16 protein-coding genes are annotated in these 17,089 nt (G+C 67.7%); 8 read left to right on the top strand and 8 right to left on the bottom strand.

All coding sequences use genetic code 11. The features are described from left to right. Positions 1-28 precede the first annotated feature (28 nt). The 5 genes from ACJ8AT_RS21725 to ACJ8AT_RS21705 are packed head-to-tail and all read right to left on the bottom strand — an operon-like array spanning position 29 to position 4,252. Complete coding sequence (locus ACJ8AT_RS21725) at positions 29-721, bottom strand: 5-oxoprolinase subunit PxpA (RefSeq protein WP_407739707.1); 693 nt, start codon at positions 719-721, stop codon at positions 29-31. Between the two features lie 28 nt (positions 722-749). Further along, complete coding sequence (locus tag ACJ8AT_RS21720) at positions 750-1,976, bottom strand: MFS transporter (RefSeq protein WP_407739747.1); 1,227 nt, start codon at positions 1,974-1,976, stop codon at positions 750-752. Then, positions 1,976-2,905 (bottom strand): biotin-dependent carboxyltransferase family protein, encoded by a 930-nt coding sequence (locus ACJ8AT_RS21715; protein WP_407739706.1) that lies wholly within the window; start codon positions 2,903-2,905, stop codon positions 1,976-1,978. Before ACJ8AT_RS21715 ends, ACJ8AT_RS21720 begins: the two co-directional genes overlap by 1 nt. Beyond that, a complete protein-coding gene (gene pxpB, locus ACJ8AT_RS21710; RefSeq protein WP_407739705.1) occupies positions 2,902-3,567 on the bottom strand; it encodes a 5-oxoprolinase subunit PxpB in 666 nt (221 codons plus the stop codon). Before pxpB ends, ACJ8AT_RS21715 begins: the two co-directional genes overlap by 4 nt. A gap of 34 nt (positions 3,568-3,601) precedes the next feature. Then, positions 3,602-4,252: a hypothetical protein gene (locus ACJ8AT_RS21705; RefSeq protein WP_407739704.1), complete on the bottom strand. Its 651-nt coding sequence runs from the start codon at positions 4,250-4,252 to the stop codon at positions 3,602-3,604. 204 nt (positions 4,253-4,456) lie between these two features. On the opposite strand from ACJ8AT_RS21705, the gene ACJ8AT_RS21700 reads away from it, so the two are divergent. Together ACJ8AT_RS21700 and ACJ8AT_RS21695 are read left to right on the top strand one after the other, a co-directional pair. Continuing rightward, positions 4,457-7,564, top strand: coding sequence for a TonB-dependent receptor domain-containing protein (locus tag ACJ8AT_RS21700; protein WP_407739703.1), 3,108 nt, complete (start codon positions 4,457-4,459; stop codon positions 7,562-7,564). Between the two features lie 29 nt (positions 7,565-7,593). Continuing rightward, entirely contained in the window at positions 7,594-8,241 is a 648-nt protein-coding gene (locus tag ACJ8AT_RS21695) for a hypothetical protein (protein WP_407739702.1), read from the top strand. A 19-nt stretch (positions 8,242-8,260) separates the two neighbouring features. Here the strand turns inward: ACJ8AT_RS21695 and ACJ8AT_RS21690 are convergent, their stop codons facing one another. Further along, the gene (locus ACJ8AT_RS21690; RefSeq protein ID WP_407739701.1) at positions 8,261-9,178 is read right to left on the bottom strand and encodes a fatty acid desaturase family protein; all 918 of its coding nucleotides are present in this window, start codon (positions 9,176-9,178) and stop codon (positions 8,261-8,263) included. A gap of 259 nt (positions 9,179-9,437) precedes the next feature. Here ACJ8AT_RS21690 and ACJ8AT_RS21685 point away from each other — a divergent pair, with 259 nt between their 5' ends. Further along, positions 9,438-9,641, top strand: a complete 204-nt coding sequence (locus tag ACJ8AT_RS21685) for a cold-shock protein (RefSeq protein WP_407739700.1) — start codon at positions 9,438-9,440, stop codon at positions 9,639-9,641. 104 nt (positions 9,642-9,745) lie between these two features. On the opposite strand, the gene ACJ8AT_RS21680 is transcribed toward ACJ8AT_RS21685, so the two are convergent. After that, positions 9,746-9,976, bottom strand: a complete 231-nt coding sequence (locus tag ACJ8AT_RS21680; protein WP_407739699.1) for a hypothetical protein — start codon at positions 9,974-9,976, stop codon at positions 9,746-9,748. Positions 9,977-10,133: 157 nt separating this feature from the next. Between ACJ8AT_RS21680 and ACJ8AT_RS21675 the strand changes: the two genes are divergently transcribed. The 3 genes from ACJ8AT_RS21675 (at position 10,134) to ACJ8AT_RS21665 (ending at position 12,872) form a co-directional block, all read left to right on the top strand. Next, a complete protein-coding gene (locus tag ACJ8AT_RS21675) occupies positions 10,134-11,192 on the top strand; it encodes a hypothetical protein (protein WP_407739698.1) in 1,059 nt (352 codons plus the stop codon). Between the two features lie 267 nt (positions 11,193-11,459). Next, positions 11,460-12,113 (top strand): DUF6310 domain-containing protein, encoded by a 654-nt coding sequence (locus ACJ8AT_RS21670; RefSeq protein WP_407739697.1) that lies wholly within the window; start codon positions 11,460-11,462, stop codon positions 12,111-12,113. Then, complete coding sequence (locus ACJ8AT_RS21665; protein WP_407739696.1) at positions 12,114-12,872, top strand: DUF5953 family protein; 759 nt, start codon at positions 12,114-12,116, stop codon at positions 12,870-12,872. 73 nt (positions 12,873-12,945) lie between these two features. Here ACJ8AT_RS21665 and ACJ8AT_RS21660 read toward each other — a convergent pair whose 3' ends face one another. Beyond that, positions 12,946-14,391, bottom strand: a complete 1,446-nt coding sequence (locus tag ACJ8AT_RS21660; RefSeq protein ID WP_407739695.1) for a serine/threonine protein kinase — start codon at positions 14,389-14,391, stop codon at positions 12,946-12,948. Positions 14,392-14,718: 327 nt separating this feature from the next. Here ACJ8AT_RS21660 and ACJ8AT_RS21655 point away from each other — a divergent pair, with 327 nt between their 5' ends. Together ACJ8AT_RS21655 and ACJ8AT_RS21650 are read left to right on the top strand one after the other, a co-directional pair. Next, the gene (locus tag ACJ8AT_RS21655; protein ID WP_407739694.1) at positions 14,719-16,338 is read left to right on the top strand and encodes a hypothetical protein; all 1,620 of its coding nucleotides are present in this window, start codon (positions 14,719-14,721) and stop codon (positions 16,336-16,338) included. 82 nt (positions 16,339-16,420) lie between these two features. Further along, a complete protein-coding gene (locus ACJ8AT_RS21650; protein ID WP_407739693.1) occupies positions 16,421-17,068 on the top strand; it encodes a TetR/AcrR family transcriptional regulator in 648 nt (215 codons plus the stop codon). Positions 17,069-17,089: the final 21 nt, after the last annotated feature.

Here is a 17,089-nt window from a genome sequence, read left to right as displayed (position 1 = left end):
TCTCTCGTGTCTCGTGCGCTCGAGAATCTCAGGAGCGCTCCAGCGCGTCGAGCGCGGCCCGGACCTCGCGTGCCACCGTCACCGCTCCTGGCGTGTCCCCGTGAACGCAGAGCGTGTCGATGGTGCCACCTTGGGCCAGCCGCACCGCGTTCTCCTTCGCCACCCGGGGATCCGTGATGACGGCACCGGGCTGACCGCGGGGCACCAGCGTTCCGTCTGGCAGCGTGCCTCGATCGGCGAAGCCTTCCCGCGCGTAGGGGAGCCCCGCCTCCCGAGCCGCCTCGCGCAGGGCGCCGGAGCCCGGCCCGATGAAGATGACTCGGGGGCCAAGCACCTCGCGCACCGCCGACACCACGGCCCGAGCGAGCGGGGGATCACGGTTGGCCGAGTGGTAGAGCGCTCCATGCGGCTTGGCGAACTCCAGCGGAACGTTCAGGGCCTTGGCCGGCGCTGCGAGCCGAGCGCACTGCTCGATGATCTGCGAGCGCAGCACCTCGGCAGTCACCTCCAGGGCCCGGCGCCCGAAGCCCTCGCGATCGACGTAGGAGGGGTGGGCTCCGGCGCGAGTCCCATGACGGGCACAGCGCTCCAGCGCGTGGCGGATGGAGGCCTCGTCTCCCGCATGCCCGCCGCAGGCGATGTTGGCCACGTGGGCGAGTGCATAGAGCTGCTCGTCCTCGTCGGGCAGCTCGCCGAGATCGATGTTGAGAAGACACTCCATGGACTTCGAGCCTCCACCCGAGCCGCGTTCAATCCGCCATCAGGTCCTTCCTACCCTGGACCGGGAGGAGGAAGGCGAGCAATCCCGCGACCAGGAACGCCACGGCGACCATGTTGAACGCCACCCGGAGGCCATGGTCCACCGCGAGTGAGCCCACGGCGAAGGGAGCCACCGCGCTCACGGTCCGTCCCAGGTTGTACGTGAGACCCTGGGCCGTGGCACGGATGCGCGTGGGGAACAGTTCGGCGGTCATCACGCCGAAGCCGGTGAAGTAGCCCGTCCCGAAGAACGCCACGAGTGGGCCCAGCACCAGGAGCACGGTGGAATCGCGGGTGCGCGCATAGAGCGGGACCAGCGCCGCGGCGATGAACAGGTAGGTGATGTAGGTGGGCTTGGGGCGGAACCAATCGCTGATGAAGCCGAAGCTGACGTAGCCGAGCCACATGCCCGCTTGCATCAACACGATCCAGGTGGACGTCTTGACGATGTCGAGGCCGGCGCCGCCCTTTTCGAGCGGCACGCTGAGGAACCTTGGGATCCACGTGAAGAGCCCCCACCACGCGAACATCGTCGCGGCGTTCACCGTCGCCGCGATGGTGAGCCTGCGCAGCACCGCTGGATCTCCGAGCACGCGGCTCATGCCTCCTTCGGTGGCTGCGGCGCGGGATTGGGTCCACAGCTCGGGCTCGGGGACGGCCTTGCGGATCCAGAGGGTGAGCAGCGCCGGGAGAAGCCCCACGAAGAAGACGGCTCGCCATCCGTACCGGGGGAGGATGAGCGCTGTCACCACGGCCGCGACGGCGTAGCCCACGGCCCAACTGCTCTGCATCAGCCCCAGCGCCTTGCCTCGGTGGCGCGCGGGCCATGTCTCGGAGATGAGCGCGGCTCCGGTGGCCCACTCGCCGCCCATGCCCAGCCCGAGCAACACCCGGCACACGGCGAGCTGCCCGAGCGTCTGTGAGACACCGCAGGCGGCGGTGAAGACGGAGTACACCAGGATGCTGGCCATGAGCGCCCGGGTTCGCCCGAGCCGGTCGGCGAGCACTCCGAAGAAGATGCCTCCGACGGAGGAAGACAGCAGCGTGAGCGAGCCGAGCACACCGGCCTCTCGCTCGGAGAGCGCGAAGTCGTTCATCACCGGGGTCAGGACCAACGCGAACAGCATGGTGTCCATGCTGTCGAGCATCCACCCCAGCGAGCCGGCCCAGAGCGTCCGCCGCTGCTTCGAGTCCGCCTCCAGGTACCATGCGAGCATCACGCCACCGCTTTCTCGAGCCACGACTGCAGCTCGGCCAGGGCCTGTCTTGCCTCATCCAGGGTGACGGCGCGAAAAGTCACCGCGTCCCCCAGCCAGAGCTGCGCGAGCTTCGGCACATCCGCGCGGATGACGTGCCCGAGCCGCGGATAGCCACCGGTGGTCTGTCGATCGGCCATCAGCACGATGGGCTGGCCATTCGGGGGGAGTTGGATGGTGCCGGGCGCCACCGGCTCCGAGAGCTGGAGCCCTCCAGTCTCCGCGGGCAGCACGGCTCCTTCCAGCCGATAGCCCACGCGGTTGGATTTCGACGAGATCCGGAACCGTGCCGCTTGGAAGCCCTCCACCGCAGCGGCGGGAAGTGGCGTGCCCGGCTCGGGGATGAAGCGCACCACGTCGGGAGGTTGGTACCAGCGCTCCCATGCACCGTGGACTGTCCTGGCCTGGAAGGACGGTTGAGGCTCCAGCGCGAGGGTATCCCCGGCTCGGAGTGGCCGACCATCCAGTCCTCCAAGGCCTGCGTCGAGATCCGTCGCAACGCTGTTCAAGAAGCGACGTGCGCTTCGGCCAAGACCTCCGGCGACAGCTACATACGCCCTCGCCCCTTGGGCTCTGGCGCCGAACTGGAGGACTTGTCCGGCTTGGGCTCGCTGAGCTTGTCCCCATGGGAGGGCAGTTCCGTCCAGTGTGGCTCCAAGGTTCGCTCCGGTGAGCGCGAAGGCGGCTTCCTCCTCGAACATCAGCTCCGGTCCCTTCAGGGTCACCTCGAGCGCGGCCGCGCCTGCGTCGTTGCCGACGAGGAGGTTGGCGAGCCTCAGCGCCAGCGGATCCATTGCGCCGCAAGGCGAAACTCCCCAGCGTCCCTGTCCCGGCCGGCCGAGATCCTGGATCATCGTAAACAGCCCCGGCTTTCGTACCCGGAGGCTCACGAGGAAGTTCCTTCGCCGAGCTCGCGGTATTGCTCCTCGGTGATGGAGACGAACCGCAGGCGATCTCCGACGCTCAGCACGAAAGGCAGGGCCTCGTCAGGGGTGAAGATCCTCAGGGGCGTCCGCCCGAGCAGTCTCCAGCCTCCAGGACTTCTCAGAGGATAGATGCCCGTCTGCTGGCCGCCGATTCCCACCGAGCGTGCGGGGACCACGGTTCTGGGAGTCGCCAACCGAGGCGAGAACAACCGCGGATCGAGCCCGCCAAGGAATGGGAACCCGGGCCGGAAGCCCAGCAAATACACGAGATACTCGGGCGCGGTATGGAGGGCGACCAGCTCTTCCACGCTGAGCCCTTTCTCTTGCGCGAGCGGCTCGAGGTCCGGTCCGACGGAAGGGTGGTACCAGACAGGCACCTCGATGAGGCGGAGGCTGGGAGGCTCGGGGCGAGCGTTCGGGAGCGTGGCTTCGAGCCAACGCTGAACATCCTCGGGCGCGGCCCGCACCGCGTCGTAGATGACCATGACACTCGCGTACCCGGGCACGAGATCCACCACCCAGTGCTCGCGGGCCGCGTCCAGGGCCCGCAGCGCCCCGACGACTCGCGCATGGAGCTCCGGAGAGATGAGCTCCCCGAAGCGGACCACGAAGGCCGAATCACCCATGGGTTGGAGGTGAGGAGCGTCCGCCACGTGGTGCTCAGGCCGCCATCCAGAAGAACACCGCGGTCATCCGCTTGGTGTGCGGCTCGGCGCCGAAGTAGCTGGTGGCCGAGTGCACCAGATCCGCCCGGTACAGCAGGAACCGGTTGAACACGTTGGGCACTGTCACTTCCTCGCTCCAGGCCTGGAGCGGCAGCCCGGTGACGCCCAGGGCCTCGCGCAGGTTGGCGTGCGGAGAGGGGCAGATGTTGCCGCTCAGCGCTCCGTTCGGCAGCCGCAGCCGGTAGAAGGAGGTGCCCGCCTGGGGGGGCGCCTCCGGCGTCAGGTACAGCACCGCCGCGTACCGGCACAGCCGCAGCGAGTCCGTGTGGGGCCTCGGGCCCGAGTCCTTCTCTCCCACCAACTGCACGCAGTTGTGGTTGAGCGCGGTGCCCTCGGGCGTGCGCTCCTGCCAGAGCCGGCTTGCCCCGGTCTGCTCCTTCACCCACGCCTCCACTCGCTCCAGCTCCTCCGGCAGCAGCGCGTTCGCGGCGCGCATCCCCGGCCAGGTCTCCTTGCGGTAGGGCAGGCCCAGATCCCACTGGGGCTTGGCCAGGCAGCGCTCCCGTACCTCCATCGCGTTGGGCAGCATCTGCTCGTGGGTCCAGTAGTCCCTGCCGAGCTGAGGCTTGCGGTAGGGCAACGACAACGTTCGCGGCGGAGGCGGCCCTGGTGGGCGAGGGGGCATACCGCCAGCGTATCCCAGGAGCGGTGGCCCAGCACTCGGAGGCAAATGCGGGAGCGCAACGGGAAGATTGAAAGGAACGCTTGCTTCTGTTCGCGCCTGAGCATTTGTTACGCGGGCGAGGAGCGCCCGGCGGTAGAGACCCGCACCCCCCGGGCCAGAAGCCCCATGACAGATAGACGGAACCTCCGGCACTCCGGACTCCTGGTACTGGCCCTGTGTCTGCTGGCCAGCCCGGCCCTGGCCCAGGGCAGCTCGGTGCTGCTCGGCACCGTGGTGGACACCACGACGAAGAAGCCCGTGGCGGACGTGGTGGTGACGGCCACCTCTCCCAACCTCCAGGGCGAGCAGATCGTCGTCACCGACGGCTCCGGCGCGTACCGCATCCCCCAGCTCCCCCCCGGCACCTATTCGCTGCGCTTCGAGAAGGAGGCCTTCAAGCCGTACTCCCGTGACGGCATCACCCTCCGGTTGGACTACTCGGTCCGCCTCAACGTGGAGCTGATCCCGGAGTCCGCGCTCACCGAGGAGATGGTGATCGTCGGCCAGGCGCCCACCGTCGACATCGGCTCGACGTCCACGGGCGTCAACGTCAGCAGCGCCTTCGTGCGGAACATCGCCGTCGTGGCGCCCACGGGCAAGGGCGCGGCGGCGCGCTCCTTCGAGTCCCTGGCGGAGCTGGCCCCCGGCGCCAACGCGGACACCTACGGTGTCTCCGTCAGCGGCGCCACCTCGCCCGAGAACCAGTACATCGTCGACGGCGTGTCCGTGAATGATCCCGGCTTCGGCATCAACGGCACCCCGCTGAGCGTGGAGTTCATCGGCGAGGTCAACGTCATCAGCGGCGGCTACCTGCCCGAGTACGGCCGCGCCACCGGCGGCGTCGTCAACGCGGTGACCAAGTCCGGCTCCAACGAGTTCCACGGCTCCGTGTTCGGCAACATGACTCCGGGCACGCTGGGCGGCACCGCCACCGAGATCCGCCAGGAGGCGGGCACCGTCTCCGGCCAGTCCTCGCTGTGGAACCTGGGAGACTTCGGCGCCGAGCTGGGAGGCCCCATCCTCAAGGACAAGCTCTGGTTCTACGTGGGCTTCGCGCCCTCGTTCACCCGCTACCAGCTGGAGCGCAACCTCAACTCCCTGGTGCTGGACTCGAACGGCCTGCCCGCCACGGACGAGCGCGGCTTCCTACAGACCCAGCGCATCCCAGGCACCCAGCAGTTCTACTTCGCGGATCAGAAGAGCTTCCAGTACATCGGCAAGCTCACCTACCTGGTCAACCAGGATCACAACATCTCGCTGACGGTGACGGGCACGCCTACCTCCTCGGGCGGCGAGGGCCGCTTCTCCATCAGCGAGCGCACCGGCGCTCCCGAGGTGGACCGCATCAACGGCGAGTACGGCGCCATCGCCACCCAGCGCTCCACCAACAGCCTGGACACCAGCCTCAAGTGGTCCTCCTCCTTCCTCGACAAGCGCCTGCTCTTCAACGCCACCGCGGGCTGGCACCACCAGGATCTGTCGATCCGCGCCGCGGACGGCACCCAGGGCGGCACCATGCAGGGGCTGGCGGGCGTCTCCAACGTCACCTGGCAGCGCACCACGCCCTTGCACTCCATCACCGACTTCGAGTCGCTCCCGGATCCTTCCGTATGCAGCCCCGGGCTGTGTCCGGTGCTGGGGTACCTGACGGGCGGGCCGGGCCGCTTGGATGACGCCACGCTGGAGCGCTACCAGGGCAAGGCCGTGGGCACCTTCCTGGTGAACGCCGCCGGGCAGCACGTCTTCAAGGCGGGCATCGATCTCGAGCAGATGGTCTACAACCACACCCGCTCGGTGACGGGCCGCAGCGTGCTGACCGAGTCGGATGACGGCACCTACTTCCGGGACTACCGCCAGTACGGCTACCTGGTGGGGCCGGACGAGGTCATCATCCAGGACTCGCAGAGCCCGCAGTCCAAGTCCAACTCCATCGGCGGCTTCCTCCAGGACAGCTGGAGCCTCTTCGACACGGCCACCCTCAATGTGGGTCTGCGCTACGACTCACAGCAGCTCATCGGTGGCGGCAAGACAGCCATGGTGTTGCCCAACCAGTGGTCTCCGCGCCTGGGCCTGATCGTGGACCCCACGCACTCCGGCCGCATGAAGCTCTACGGCAACTTCGCCCGGTACTACGAGAGCGTCCCGCTGGACATGGTGGACCGCTCGTTCCCGGGCGAGCCCGGTGTGCGCTCGGACAAGAGCTCCGCGAAGTGCGATCCGCGCGATCCGGAGCAGCAGCGGGGCGTCTGCCAGACCGACGCCGCGCGCCTGCCCGATCAGGATCCGCTGGATGCCAACCGCCTCTGGAGCGCCGTGGGCGCGGGCGCCACCATCGTGGATCCCACGATCAAGCCCCAGTCCTCGGACGAGCTCGTCGTGGGCGGCGAGTACGAGCTGTTCTCCAACTCGCGCGTGGGCCTCTCGTACACCCGGCGCTCGCTCAACGTCGTCATCGAGGACATGAGCCGCGATGACGGCCAGACGTACTTCATCGGCAACCCGGGCTATGGCTTCGCCAAGGACTTCGTGAAGCCCCACCGCAGCTATGACGCCGTCACGCTCTTCTTCTCGAAGACCTTCGCGGATCTCTGGCTGGCGCAGGTGAGCTACACGTGGTCTCGGCTCTACGGCAACTACGAGGGCCTGTTCCGCACCGACACCGGCCAGCTCGATCCGAACATCAACTCGGACTTCGATCTGGTGTCCCTGCTGCCCAACCGCAACGGCCTGCTGCCGGCGGATCGCACGCACCAGATCAAGGCCTTCGGTGCGCGCGAGTTCGTGCTGCGGCCCGGCCTGAGCCTCAACCTCGGCATGTCCTACCGGGGCAGCTCCGGCACGCCGTACAGCTACCTGGGCGCGCACGCCGACTACGGCCCCGGGCAGGCCTACATCCTGCCGCGAGGCACCGCGGGCCGGCTGCCCTGGGTGAACCGCTTCGACAGCCGCCTGGCCGTCAACTACACGCTGGCCAAGGACATGGTCGCCTCGGTCAGCCTGGACGTCTTCAACATCTTCAACTTCCAGACGGCCACCGCGTACGATCAGAACTACACCTTCTCGCCGGTGCTCCCCATCGTCGGCGGCTCGAAGAGCGATCTGCCCGGCAAGGTGGTGGATCCGACGAACAACAACGAGCCGATCCCCGAGGATGCCGTCAACAAGAACTTCGGCAAACCCACCGCCTATCAGGCCCCTCGCTCGTTCCGCCTCGGCGCCCGGGTGACGTTCTAGGCGTGCTGCTCCCAGAAAAGGTCTCTCCCATGACTCGACGAATCCTCGGACTGGTGCTCGCCACCACCCTGACCGCCGCCTGCGAAACCGAGCAGCCGTCCATTGGCTGCCCCGTGCAGAACCTCAACTGGTCCGCCACCTACCATCCCAAGAGCGACAGCGGCTGTCCCGCGAAGGCCAGCGAGATGCTCGGCATCCAGAAGTTCTCCACGCCCTCGGGTGATGAGAGCTTCTCCATCAAGCCGGCCACGCTCATGGAGCTGGATGAGGCGGATCCGACGCACCTGCCGTACTCGCTCGGGGCGCTGGCCAAGGAGGCGGACGCGGACGGCTTCTGCTCCGCCACCGACATGGCCGTGGCCGAGAAGCAGGCGCCCAACGAGGGAGATGCGCCAGGCCGGCACGTCACCTATCGCTGGAGCAACGTCCGGATCCTGGCCATCCCCCGCGCTCCGGGCACGCAGATGGTGGCGGATCTGGAGTACACCGAGGACGGGTGCACCGCGCAGTACGAGGTCTGGGCCATGTGGCCCGGCGACGTCGACTGCGCCAACGGCGGCCAGCCGGACAATGACCTCTGCGCGAAGGCGGGCACCATCAACCCGGACTTCGCCACCGTGTGCGATCCCACGCTGCTGACGTGCGTCGCGGCGAAGCGGCCGCCCTCGCTGAAGTGAGCGGCCGGGCCGCGCGGGCCTACACCCGCGCGGCGTTGCTGCCGGACTCCACCGCCTCCAGCTCGTCGCCGAACGCCACGTCCGCCTGCTCTCCGGTGGGCAGGGAGAACGGGGCGCGGCCGATCTGCTTCGTGCCGAACCGCGGGAAGACGGGCGCCAGCACGTAGTTGGCGAAGCACCACGGGAAGAAGAAGCGCGGCTTGAGGTCCGGGTGGATCTCGGCGTCGATCCGCGTGTGGGCCTCGCGCAGCGTGCTCCAGTGCGCGCCCGGCATCTCATGGTGCGCGGCGTGGAGCGCGTTGTTGAAGAGGAAGAAGTTGATGGCCCAGCCCGTGAAGCTGCGGCTGTGGTTGTGCTCGCTCCAGGGGTCCGTGTGGACGTGCTGGATGTAGTTGAAGAACATGATCGTCCACAGCGCGAACACGGCGGGGATCAGGAACGCGAAGATCCACACCCGCGCGCCCGCCTTCGGGCCGTGGATCGCCATGGCCAGCCCCAGCAGCAGCAGGTGCGTGCCGGCCCACACCACGTACTGGGTGATGATCTGCCGGTAGAGCGCCCGGTTGTTCGTGCGCGCCTTGCGGATGAAGGCCTTGATCGGATCGCTCTGGAAGTAGGACGAGACGAAGAAGTAGCTGGCGGCCACCCAGGTCGTGTGGCGGTTGGTGTAGCGCCAGGTGATGGTCGCGTCCCCCGCCTTGTTCACGTACTTGTGGTGGTTCAGGTTGTGCGTGGGGATCCACGCGAAGGTGGGGTAGCCGTAGAAGATGGACAGCCACATGCCGAACGCGTTGTTGAGCGAGCGGCTGCGAAACGTGGGGCAGTGGTTGTGGTTATGGGCTATGACTCCCGCGGACAACGCCAGGTAGCACGCCAGCGGGCACAGCCAAGGGATGAGCTCGGGGCGGGCGTACAGGGTGAGGGCCACCCCGGGCATGGCCGCGCACCACAGGAGCGTTCGTCGGTCGGCGGAGAATCGGAGCATTAGCCCCGCATTACAGGACTAACTGTTCAGTTGCTAGCAACTTCCCCGCGTCTGGTTGCCTGTCGAACGTTCAGTTGCGGGTCCGGACGCGGAAATCGAGCAGCCCCCCCTGGCTTTTCTCCTCGGAAGCTGTCACGGGGGGGCCACGGTTCGCAAGGCGGGCCGGAACTCCGGCGCAATCAACAGCTCCGGACGAGCAAGGAATCGAACAATGGCGACTGGTGTCGTGAAGTGGTTCAATGATGCGAAGGGCTTTGGGTTCATCACGCAGGACGGCGGCGGAGAGGATGTCTTCTGCCACCACACTGCCATCCAGGCCGATGGCTTCCGCAGCCTCCAGGAGGGGCAGAAGGTTACGTTCGACGTGGCCCGGGGCCCCAAGGGCCTGCAGGCGCAGAACGTCCGCCCGATCTGACGGGGGCAGAGCCACTTCGCCACGCGACGCGGCTCGGGCACACGAGGGCCTGCTTCTCGCCCAACGGCGAGGGGTGGGCCCTTCGTGTTGCGGGGCCGCGGAGGCTAGCGCGCCGCTTCCTTCGAGCCGACGATCGTCAGGTTCATGCCGATCTGCACCGAGACGGGCTTGCCGTCCACGGTGACGGTCGTCTTGCCATTGAGGTACCAGCCGAACGAGCCGGTGGAGAACGCTTTGACTTCGGCGAGCATCTCCTGGCCGTTGATGGCGATCTTCAGCGGCTCGGCCTTCTCGAGGAACTGCGTCTGGGACACGGGGCAGGGGGACTTGGCCATGGCGCGCGAACCCTACCACCGGGGTGGCGAGCCGGACCACCGGATTGGCAGCACCGTGCAGTGCGAGACGACCTGGCTGGGAGGGTGGAGGCCCCCACCCAAGGCGTGAGCGTCAGACCCCTGATTTAGGACTGGAGGCATCGAGAGGGAGGTCTTCATGCAGGGTGAGACGATTCGCAGCGAGACGGCGGTGCCAGTCCCCCGTCGCGCACAGCTCACGGCCGGGCTCCTGAAGGAGGAGCGTGAGCAGCACCAGGTCCTCGCCCAGTATGTGAAGCAGGGCATGGTGGAGGGCACCGACTACGGCCGCATCGCCGGCTCGGACAAGCCCACGCTGCTCAAGCCCGGCGCCGAGAAGCTGATCGATCTGTTCGGCTGCACGCCGGAGTTCACCCTGGTGCCGGAGTTCTGCCACGAGGACTTCGAGAGCGGCTTCTTCAAGTACACCTTCCGCTGCCGCATCCTCAGCCGGGAGCTGGGCACGGTGCTGGCGGAGGGCTACGGCTCGGCCAACAGCCGCGAGAGCCGGTTCCGCTGGCGCCTGGCCCACCGCAAGTGCCCCGTCTGCACCAAGGACGCCATCATCCAGGGCAAGAGCGAGTACGGCGGCGGGTGGGTCTGCTTCAAGAAGAAGGGCGGCTGCGGAGAGAAGTACGCCGCCACGGACGAACGCATCACCAGCCAGTCCGTGGGCCGCGTGGAGAACGAGGACATCGCGGACCTGGACAACACGATTTTGAAGATGGCGAAGAAGCGCGCCCAGGTGGATGGGGCGATCGCGCTGGCGCGCTGCTCGGACATGTTCACCCAGGACGTGGAGGACTTCATGCTCCAGGATCTGGGCAGTGCCTCCAACCCGGCGGCGCCTGTGTCCACGCCTCGGGGGGAGGGGGCCTCGGAGGCAGCGGGGGGCCACGAGCCGCTGCCGCCGCTGATGGCGGGGGAGCGGGCTGCCTCGTTCGACTTCGGTGCGGGGAAGAGCGAGGCCTCGGCCGCGCCCGTGCCGCTGACGTGGGGCGAGGCGAGCACCCTGGCCCGAGGCATTGCCGGGGCGCGGGATGCGCGCTCACTGCGCAAGGTGGGGATGAGCATCAAGGAGGCCCGCGCGGGCGGGCGCATCTCCGAGCAGGAGCGCAGCGATCTGGAGAAGCTGTACCGGGCCAAGCAGCTGGAGCTGACGAACTCCTCCCGCCCGTCCATCCGCCGGGCGTCCTGAGCTTCAGGTTCAGCAACGGCGGTCCATTGCTGAAGCTGGCGGGCGTGAAGGTGGACCACGACGCGCCGGGGGACACGCCCATCGACGCGCCGGAAGCAGAGGGGCGCGGTGCCGCTCCGGGCAGCGCAAAAACAGGCCCGAACTGGGTAGCCTCGATGGTGGCTGCCCGCTCCACCGGCTCTCGCTGTCGGGGCATGCTGACATGATCCAACGTAGCACCGGCTCAACCGTGACCCGCACCGCCCCGCTTCGATGAAAGAACGTGGAATGAGTATCCGAATCGGCAGCGCACTCCTGTTCCTGCTCGGCGCCTGCGCTACGACCGAGCCGCGGGAGAGCAAGCCGAAGCAGTACAACCAAGAGGTTGTCCCATGGGTGGAGCCCCTCGTCGCTCCAAGGTCTGTTGCGCCCGTTCTTCCGGCGCCCGGCTTGTCTCCGCCCATAACCGTCATAGTGGACCCCCATGCGCACCCACAGCAGGAACCGCAGGCGAACCCGGCGCCGGAGAGGTCTGGATCGAACAAGGATCCGCCTGCTCCGGTGGTTTCGGACCCCCGTCCTGAGTGCATCCCCTACATCAAGCCGCACCTTGGCGGAGATCCCCTGCACAATCAGTGCGCCGACAAGGTTCCGCAGAACGGTTTCCCCGGCTTTGATGTGCTCGTCAACGGCAAGCACTTCGACGCTCTGCAAATCCGCGCGGGCATTCTGTGGGAGGTCAAGACCGATAACTTCGACACGTACACAGCCACCCTTCAGGGGATTGTGATCGGAAACCAAGTGCCGGAGTTGCGGCGCGAGCGCGAGATCGCAAGGGCTTGTGGCTATGACTTCGTTGTCGGCGTGCGGAGCGCCGCGCACCGGGCTGCGCTGCTCGCACAGGTGCCCACCCTCAACATCGTCGTCATGGAATGGTGCTGAATGGCAGCCCCACAAGGATCCCTCATTCTTATCGTGTACGCGCCTGCACTCGTGGGAGGCGACGGCCGACCGGCCACCGTCGTCCATGGAATGGAACGCGCTCTCCCTGGCTTGCGCCTGGAGTGGACGATTTCTGACGAGGGGCGGTTCATCCCATTGGCGCAGCGTGATGTGTGGATCGCAGAAGAGAAGAGAGACGGGGGATTTCCTCTCCTCTGCAACGGTGACGAGAACAACCTCGTGACGATCTACGGCGTGAAAATGCTGGCCAGCGAGGCGCCGGGTGGCCAAGCACAGTTTGAAGTTCATGCGGAATGGCCACTGGAGGCAGCCGGCATCGTGGAGGCAGCGGATGTGCTGGAGGAAGTGGCGGAGGGCTCACGTGCGCTGTGGGGACATGCGACGCCGGGCAGTGCGGCGCTGGACATTGCACTGCAGACGAGCCCCACATTGGAGGGGCCGCCATGCCCACCCCGAGGGCTCCCTGCGCTCAAACTCTCATGGGACCTCCGCGCGCCAGAGATTCCGCATCGCCTGGGTTGGCTGAACTACTGGTCGGCTGCTGCCGCCCAAGCCATCGGGTTCCCGGACCCCTCGCGCGACGCGGACCTGCTCTCCCGGGCGCGGCGCACTGCAACGGGCGGGTGGGTGGTTCGGCTCACGGATACGCCGCTTGCTCTCGACAACCCCGCCCATCTGGACGCGCTCAAGCGAGCCTACGGGCGCTTCCCGGAGATCGGCGGGCGCACAGTGCTGTGACAACTGCTCATCGCTCGCTCGCCGCGATCGAAATCCCGCGCTTTCCGCAGATCGTCTCCTGCTGAGATGCGGATCACGGTGGAGTCGTAGGGCTGGAGTTGGGCTGGCGTCCGTGGGGCAGGACCGGCATGTAACACTTGTTCTTGAACATCCTGCTCATGTATCCGCCGAGGGCCGCATCGCAGGTCTCTCGGTCCTCATTCATCTCCCACCAGCAGCCTCCGTTGAGGGCCACCTGCTTCTTGTGAGGGCAGCGCCCTTTGGAATCGGGCCGTACCTGCTCCGGAAGTGGCGCGGGCAGCGTGTCCTCCGCCAGGCCCTTGGGCTCCTGGAGGGCAGGAGAGGCCACCGTGGACGGGGACATGGCTGCATGGCCGAGCCCCGCCGTCCCCGCGCCGGAGCTGCCCAGGGGCGCAAGCTCGGTGTGCTTGAGGGAGCGGGTGATTCCGGCCCGCCCAGTCCCCACCCACCACGCACCCACTGCCAAGGCCACGGCCGCCACCGCCAGCACCCGCCACGGCCTCTGGCTTCGCGTGCTCCTCGCCGGTACAGGTGAGGCCGCGGCTGACTTCGCCGGTGGCTCCGTCACTCGGTGCGCCTGGAGCGAGCGCGGAGCAGGGGAGTCCGCGAGGGGGCGCGCCGTGTGCTGCTCCAGGGCCTCGGCCAGCTGCGCCGCGCTGCCGCGCTCCTCCGGGCGCACCGAGAGCAGGCGCAGAATCCACCCGCGCAGCGTCGGGTCGATGCGCTTGTCCCGGCCCAGCGCTGTGGGAGGAGTCACAGCGTCCACGTGCCACTGCCCGTGCTCATCCCTGCGAGGCGCTGCCAGCTTCGGGTACTCACCGGTGATGAGCCGGCACGCGGTGACGCCCAGGGCGAAGAGATCCTCCTCGGCCTGTGCGCGGTGCTGGAGTGAGCGGTCGCGGTTGAACTCCAGGCACCAGGACTCGGGAGAGCGGTAGGCGGGGGTGCCCGGGTGCATGGCGGACGGAGTGAGGGTGGCGGCCCCCGGGTAATGACACGCGCCGAAGTCGGTGAGCAGCGCGCGACCATCCGCGTAACGCACCAGAATATTGTCACCTTTGATATCGCGGTGGATGGCTCCGAGTGCGTGGAGCTCTTGGAGGGCGCGGGCCAGCTGGGCCAGCAGTTGCAGCACTTGCGGAGAGGAGCGCGGGTACAAAGCCTGTTCGTACAGAGTGGCTCCGTCCACCCAATCCAAGACAAGGAAGGGATGGGGCGGGCCTGCTGGCGGCTGCCAGGCCCCTCGGTCCCACAGGCGAGGAACACTGGGGTGGCGCAGGCGCGAGAGCAGCTCGCCCTCGCGCTCGAAGCGCGGATCCTCCGGGTGCACTGCCAGCTTGAGGGCCACCGCGGGCGCACGCTCCTGGCCCAGGGGAACCGCGCGGTAGATAGTGCCAGAGGAGCCGCGGCCGGCCCAGGCCACCACGCGCCAGCGCCCCACCACCGTGCCTCCGGGAAGCAGGGCCGGGTGCAGCTCGGGGGCGGGCGTGCTCTCCATGGGGTGGACCTCGTGAGGCGGAGGGAGACGTTCCCTGGCACCCGCGCAGCCTACGCCACCAGCCGGCGCACGTCCGTGAGCAGCAGGGCACCCGCGGAGCTCCGTGGGACACAGGTCCGACGTGTCGAGTGCGACTGATTCGACACGTCGGCCTGGATGTGACGCGCAGTCGTGCCGCAGCTTTACAGCGCGTCGCCCTGGGCCATGGCGTGGTCGGAGGGTTGCAACAGGTGACCCCGCAGCCTCTAAAGCCCAGGAGAAACGATGCTCACGGTTCGCGTTGCTGTGTTGGGGATGTCACTGTCGTTCCTTGCTTCAGCGTGTGGCATGAAGTCCTCGGAAGCTGAACCCACGGGCCAGCCGCAGGTGGGAGCGCTGAGTGCCACATGCCAGATGTACACCTATGAGGTGGACAAGACGCTGGCGCTCCCGCTCATCATGGACATGCGGACTGCCTCGGCCACCCTGCCGGGCGCTGGCTGGTACACGAATGCAATCATCCAGAACACGGAGAGCGTCCCAGTCCACATCCGGCTGACGGCGCGGCCGCGTGGCTCGGCGGCGTCCAGCGGGTGCGCGGAGACCGAGCTGAAGCCCCATGCCTTCGTCGTGTTTCGCATGGACAACCCTGGCTCGGACGGGACGATCGGCATCCCGGCCATCGCCACAGGCAACTTCGAGGGCTCGATGAGCGTCGAGGCCGATGGCGAGGTGCGCGCCGTGGTGCTGCTCTCCAACACACCCGTTGGCAGCATGGGACGGTCCAACGGCATCGCGACCGCGGCCTATGTTGGCTTGAAGGCCGGCGCCAACGCGGAGACGACGGTCGCGCTCGGCTACCCGATCATGAAGAGCGGCTACAGCCAGCGCTCCACGCAACTGTTCGTCCAGAATATGGGCGCTGTAGCGACGACCGCAGGCCTCAACCTCTATATGCGTGACGGGAAGACCTACTACGCAGGCGCTTCCATTCCAGCGAGGAGTTCCGTCGCGTTCCAGGCCTCGGACTTCGTGTGGTATCACGATGGAACAACTCATCCGCCCGCGTCCTGCACCCTGAATGAGGGCACCAAGTGCCTCGGCTCCGTCAGGCTCAGCAGCACCAACGGCAACGTCCTGGCTGCGGTAGCGGTGGAGTACCCCTCCACCGGGGTGGATCCCATCCCCACCGTCATCGCTCACAACTTCACGCGGATCCCGAATGACCCCACCGCATCGCAGCGCGTGCTCTGCCCCCTCATCAAGAACGCGGTTCCCACGGGACTGACGGGGCCGGACGGGCAGCCCGTCCTGAGCTCCACGGGCATCGGAATCATGAGCGACGACAATAACGGGACCACGGATGTGCTGGCCGAGCTCAAGATCGAGGGAGGGGGGGTGTACTCGCAGCCGTTCTCGGGGATTCCCCCATTCAGCAACGCCATTGCCTCTCCATGGGCGGGGACCTTTGGCGGCTTCCCTCAGGGAGCCAAGGGCTACGCGGTCCTCACGAGCGACAAGAGCTTCAACGCCGTGGTGAACGACGGCCCCGAGATGCCGAGCAGCGGCTACCAGTGCAGCTCCTCCGGCTCCGGCTTCTCCGCACCGCTCATCAAGTTCGAGTTCCCCAGCCCGGCCAACTCGGGCGCCTTCAACACCGAGATGCTCGTCCACAATGACTCGGGCTCGCTGACGACCACCATCCGGGCCGAGTTCTGGTGTCGTCCCAGCGATCCGCAGGCCCTTTACGACCACTACACCGTGGACCGGGTCGTGCCGCCGCATACGTCGGTCACGTTCTCTCGAGCGACGATCTCGCCCACGGAGCTCCCCTCCGGGAAGCTGTGCGCCGCGCACATCGCGCCCCTCGAGGTGGACCATGCGATACAGGGGATCGTCACCCAGACGACCCGGGGGCTCAGCATCCCCCAGAAGGATGACGCGACCTACGAGCTGCTGCCTGATTGACCACCTTGGGGGACGGGCGCCAAGTTGACGCTGGTTACTTCAGAGGCGGTGGGTGTTACCTTCCGAGGGAGGAGAATCGTCCGTGGCCGCCCGGAAGAAGACGAGCACACAGCCCAAGCCCCGCTACCACCATGGAGATCTGCACCGCGCGCTCATTGATGCGTCCCTGGCGCTGATCTCCGAGGAGGGGTTCAGCGCGCTCACCCTGCGCGAGGTGGCGCGGCGGGCCGGGGTGACGCACGCGGCGCCCTACCGGCACTTCGCGGACAAGGAGGCCCTGCTGGCCGCCGTGGCCGAGGAGGGGTTTCGCGCCATGGCCGCCCAGATGCGCGAGCGGATGGCCCCGGCGGGTGGCCCCGCGGAGCGCTTGAGCGCCAGTGGCGTGGCCTATGTCCTGTTCGCCGTCCAGCACCCCTCGCACTTCCGCGTCATGTTCGGGCCCCACTTCGTCCGGCCCGAGGAGCACCAGGGGCTCAGCGCGGAGGGCGGCAACGCCTTCGGCCTGTTGCTGCAGTGCCTCTCCGAGGGGCAGCAGGCCGGCCTGTTCAGGCCGGGGGACACACACGCGCTGGCGCTGGGGGCCTGGTCCCTGGTGCACGGCCTGGCCTCGCTGCTGGTGGACGGGGTGCTCGGGCAGATGGGGAAGGGGGGCATGGACGCCGAGGCGCTCGCCGTCTCCCAGAGCCGGATGTTGTTGGAAGGGCTCCTGCGCACCCCCCAGAACGGTTGACCGGGCGCAGGGCTGGACTAG

It is taken from the genome of Hyalangium sp., assembly GCF_045802625.1.
Lineage (GTDB): Bacteria > Myxococcota > Myxococcia > Myxococcales > Myxococcaceae > Hyalangium.
Note: the sequence above shows the minus strand (reverse complement) of the source record. Positions and strands in the feature narration are given on the sequence as shown.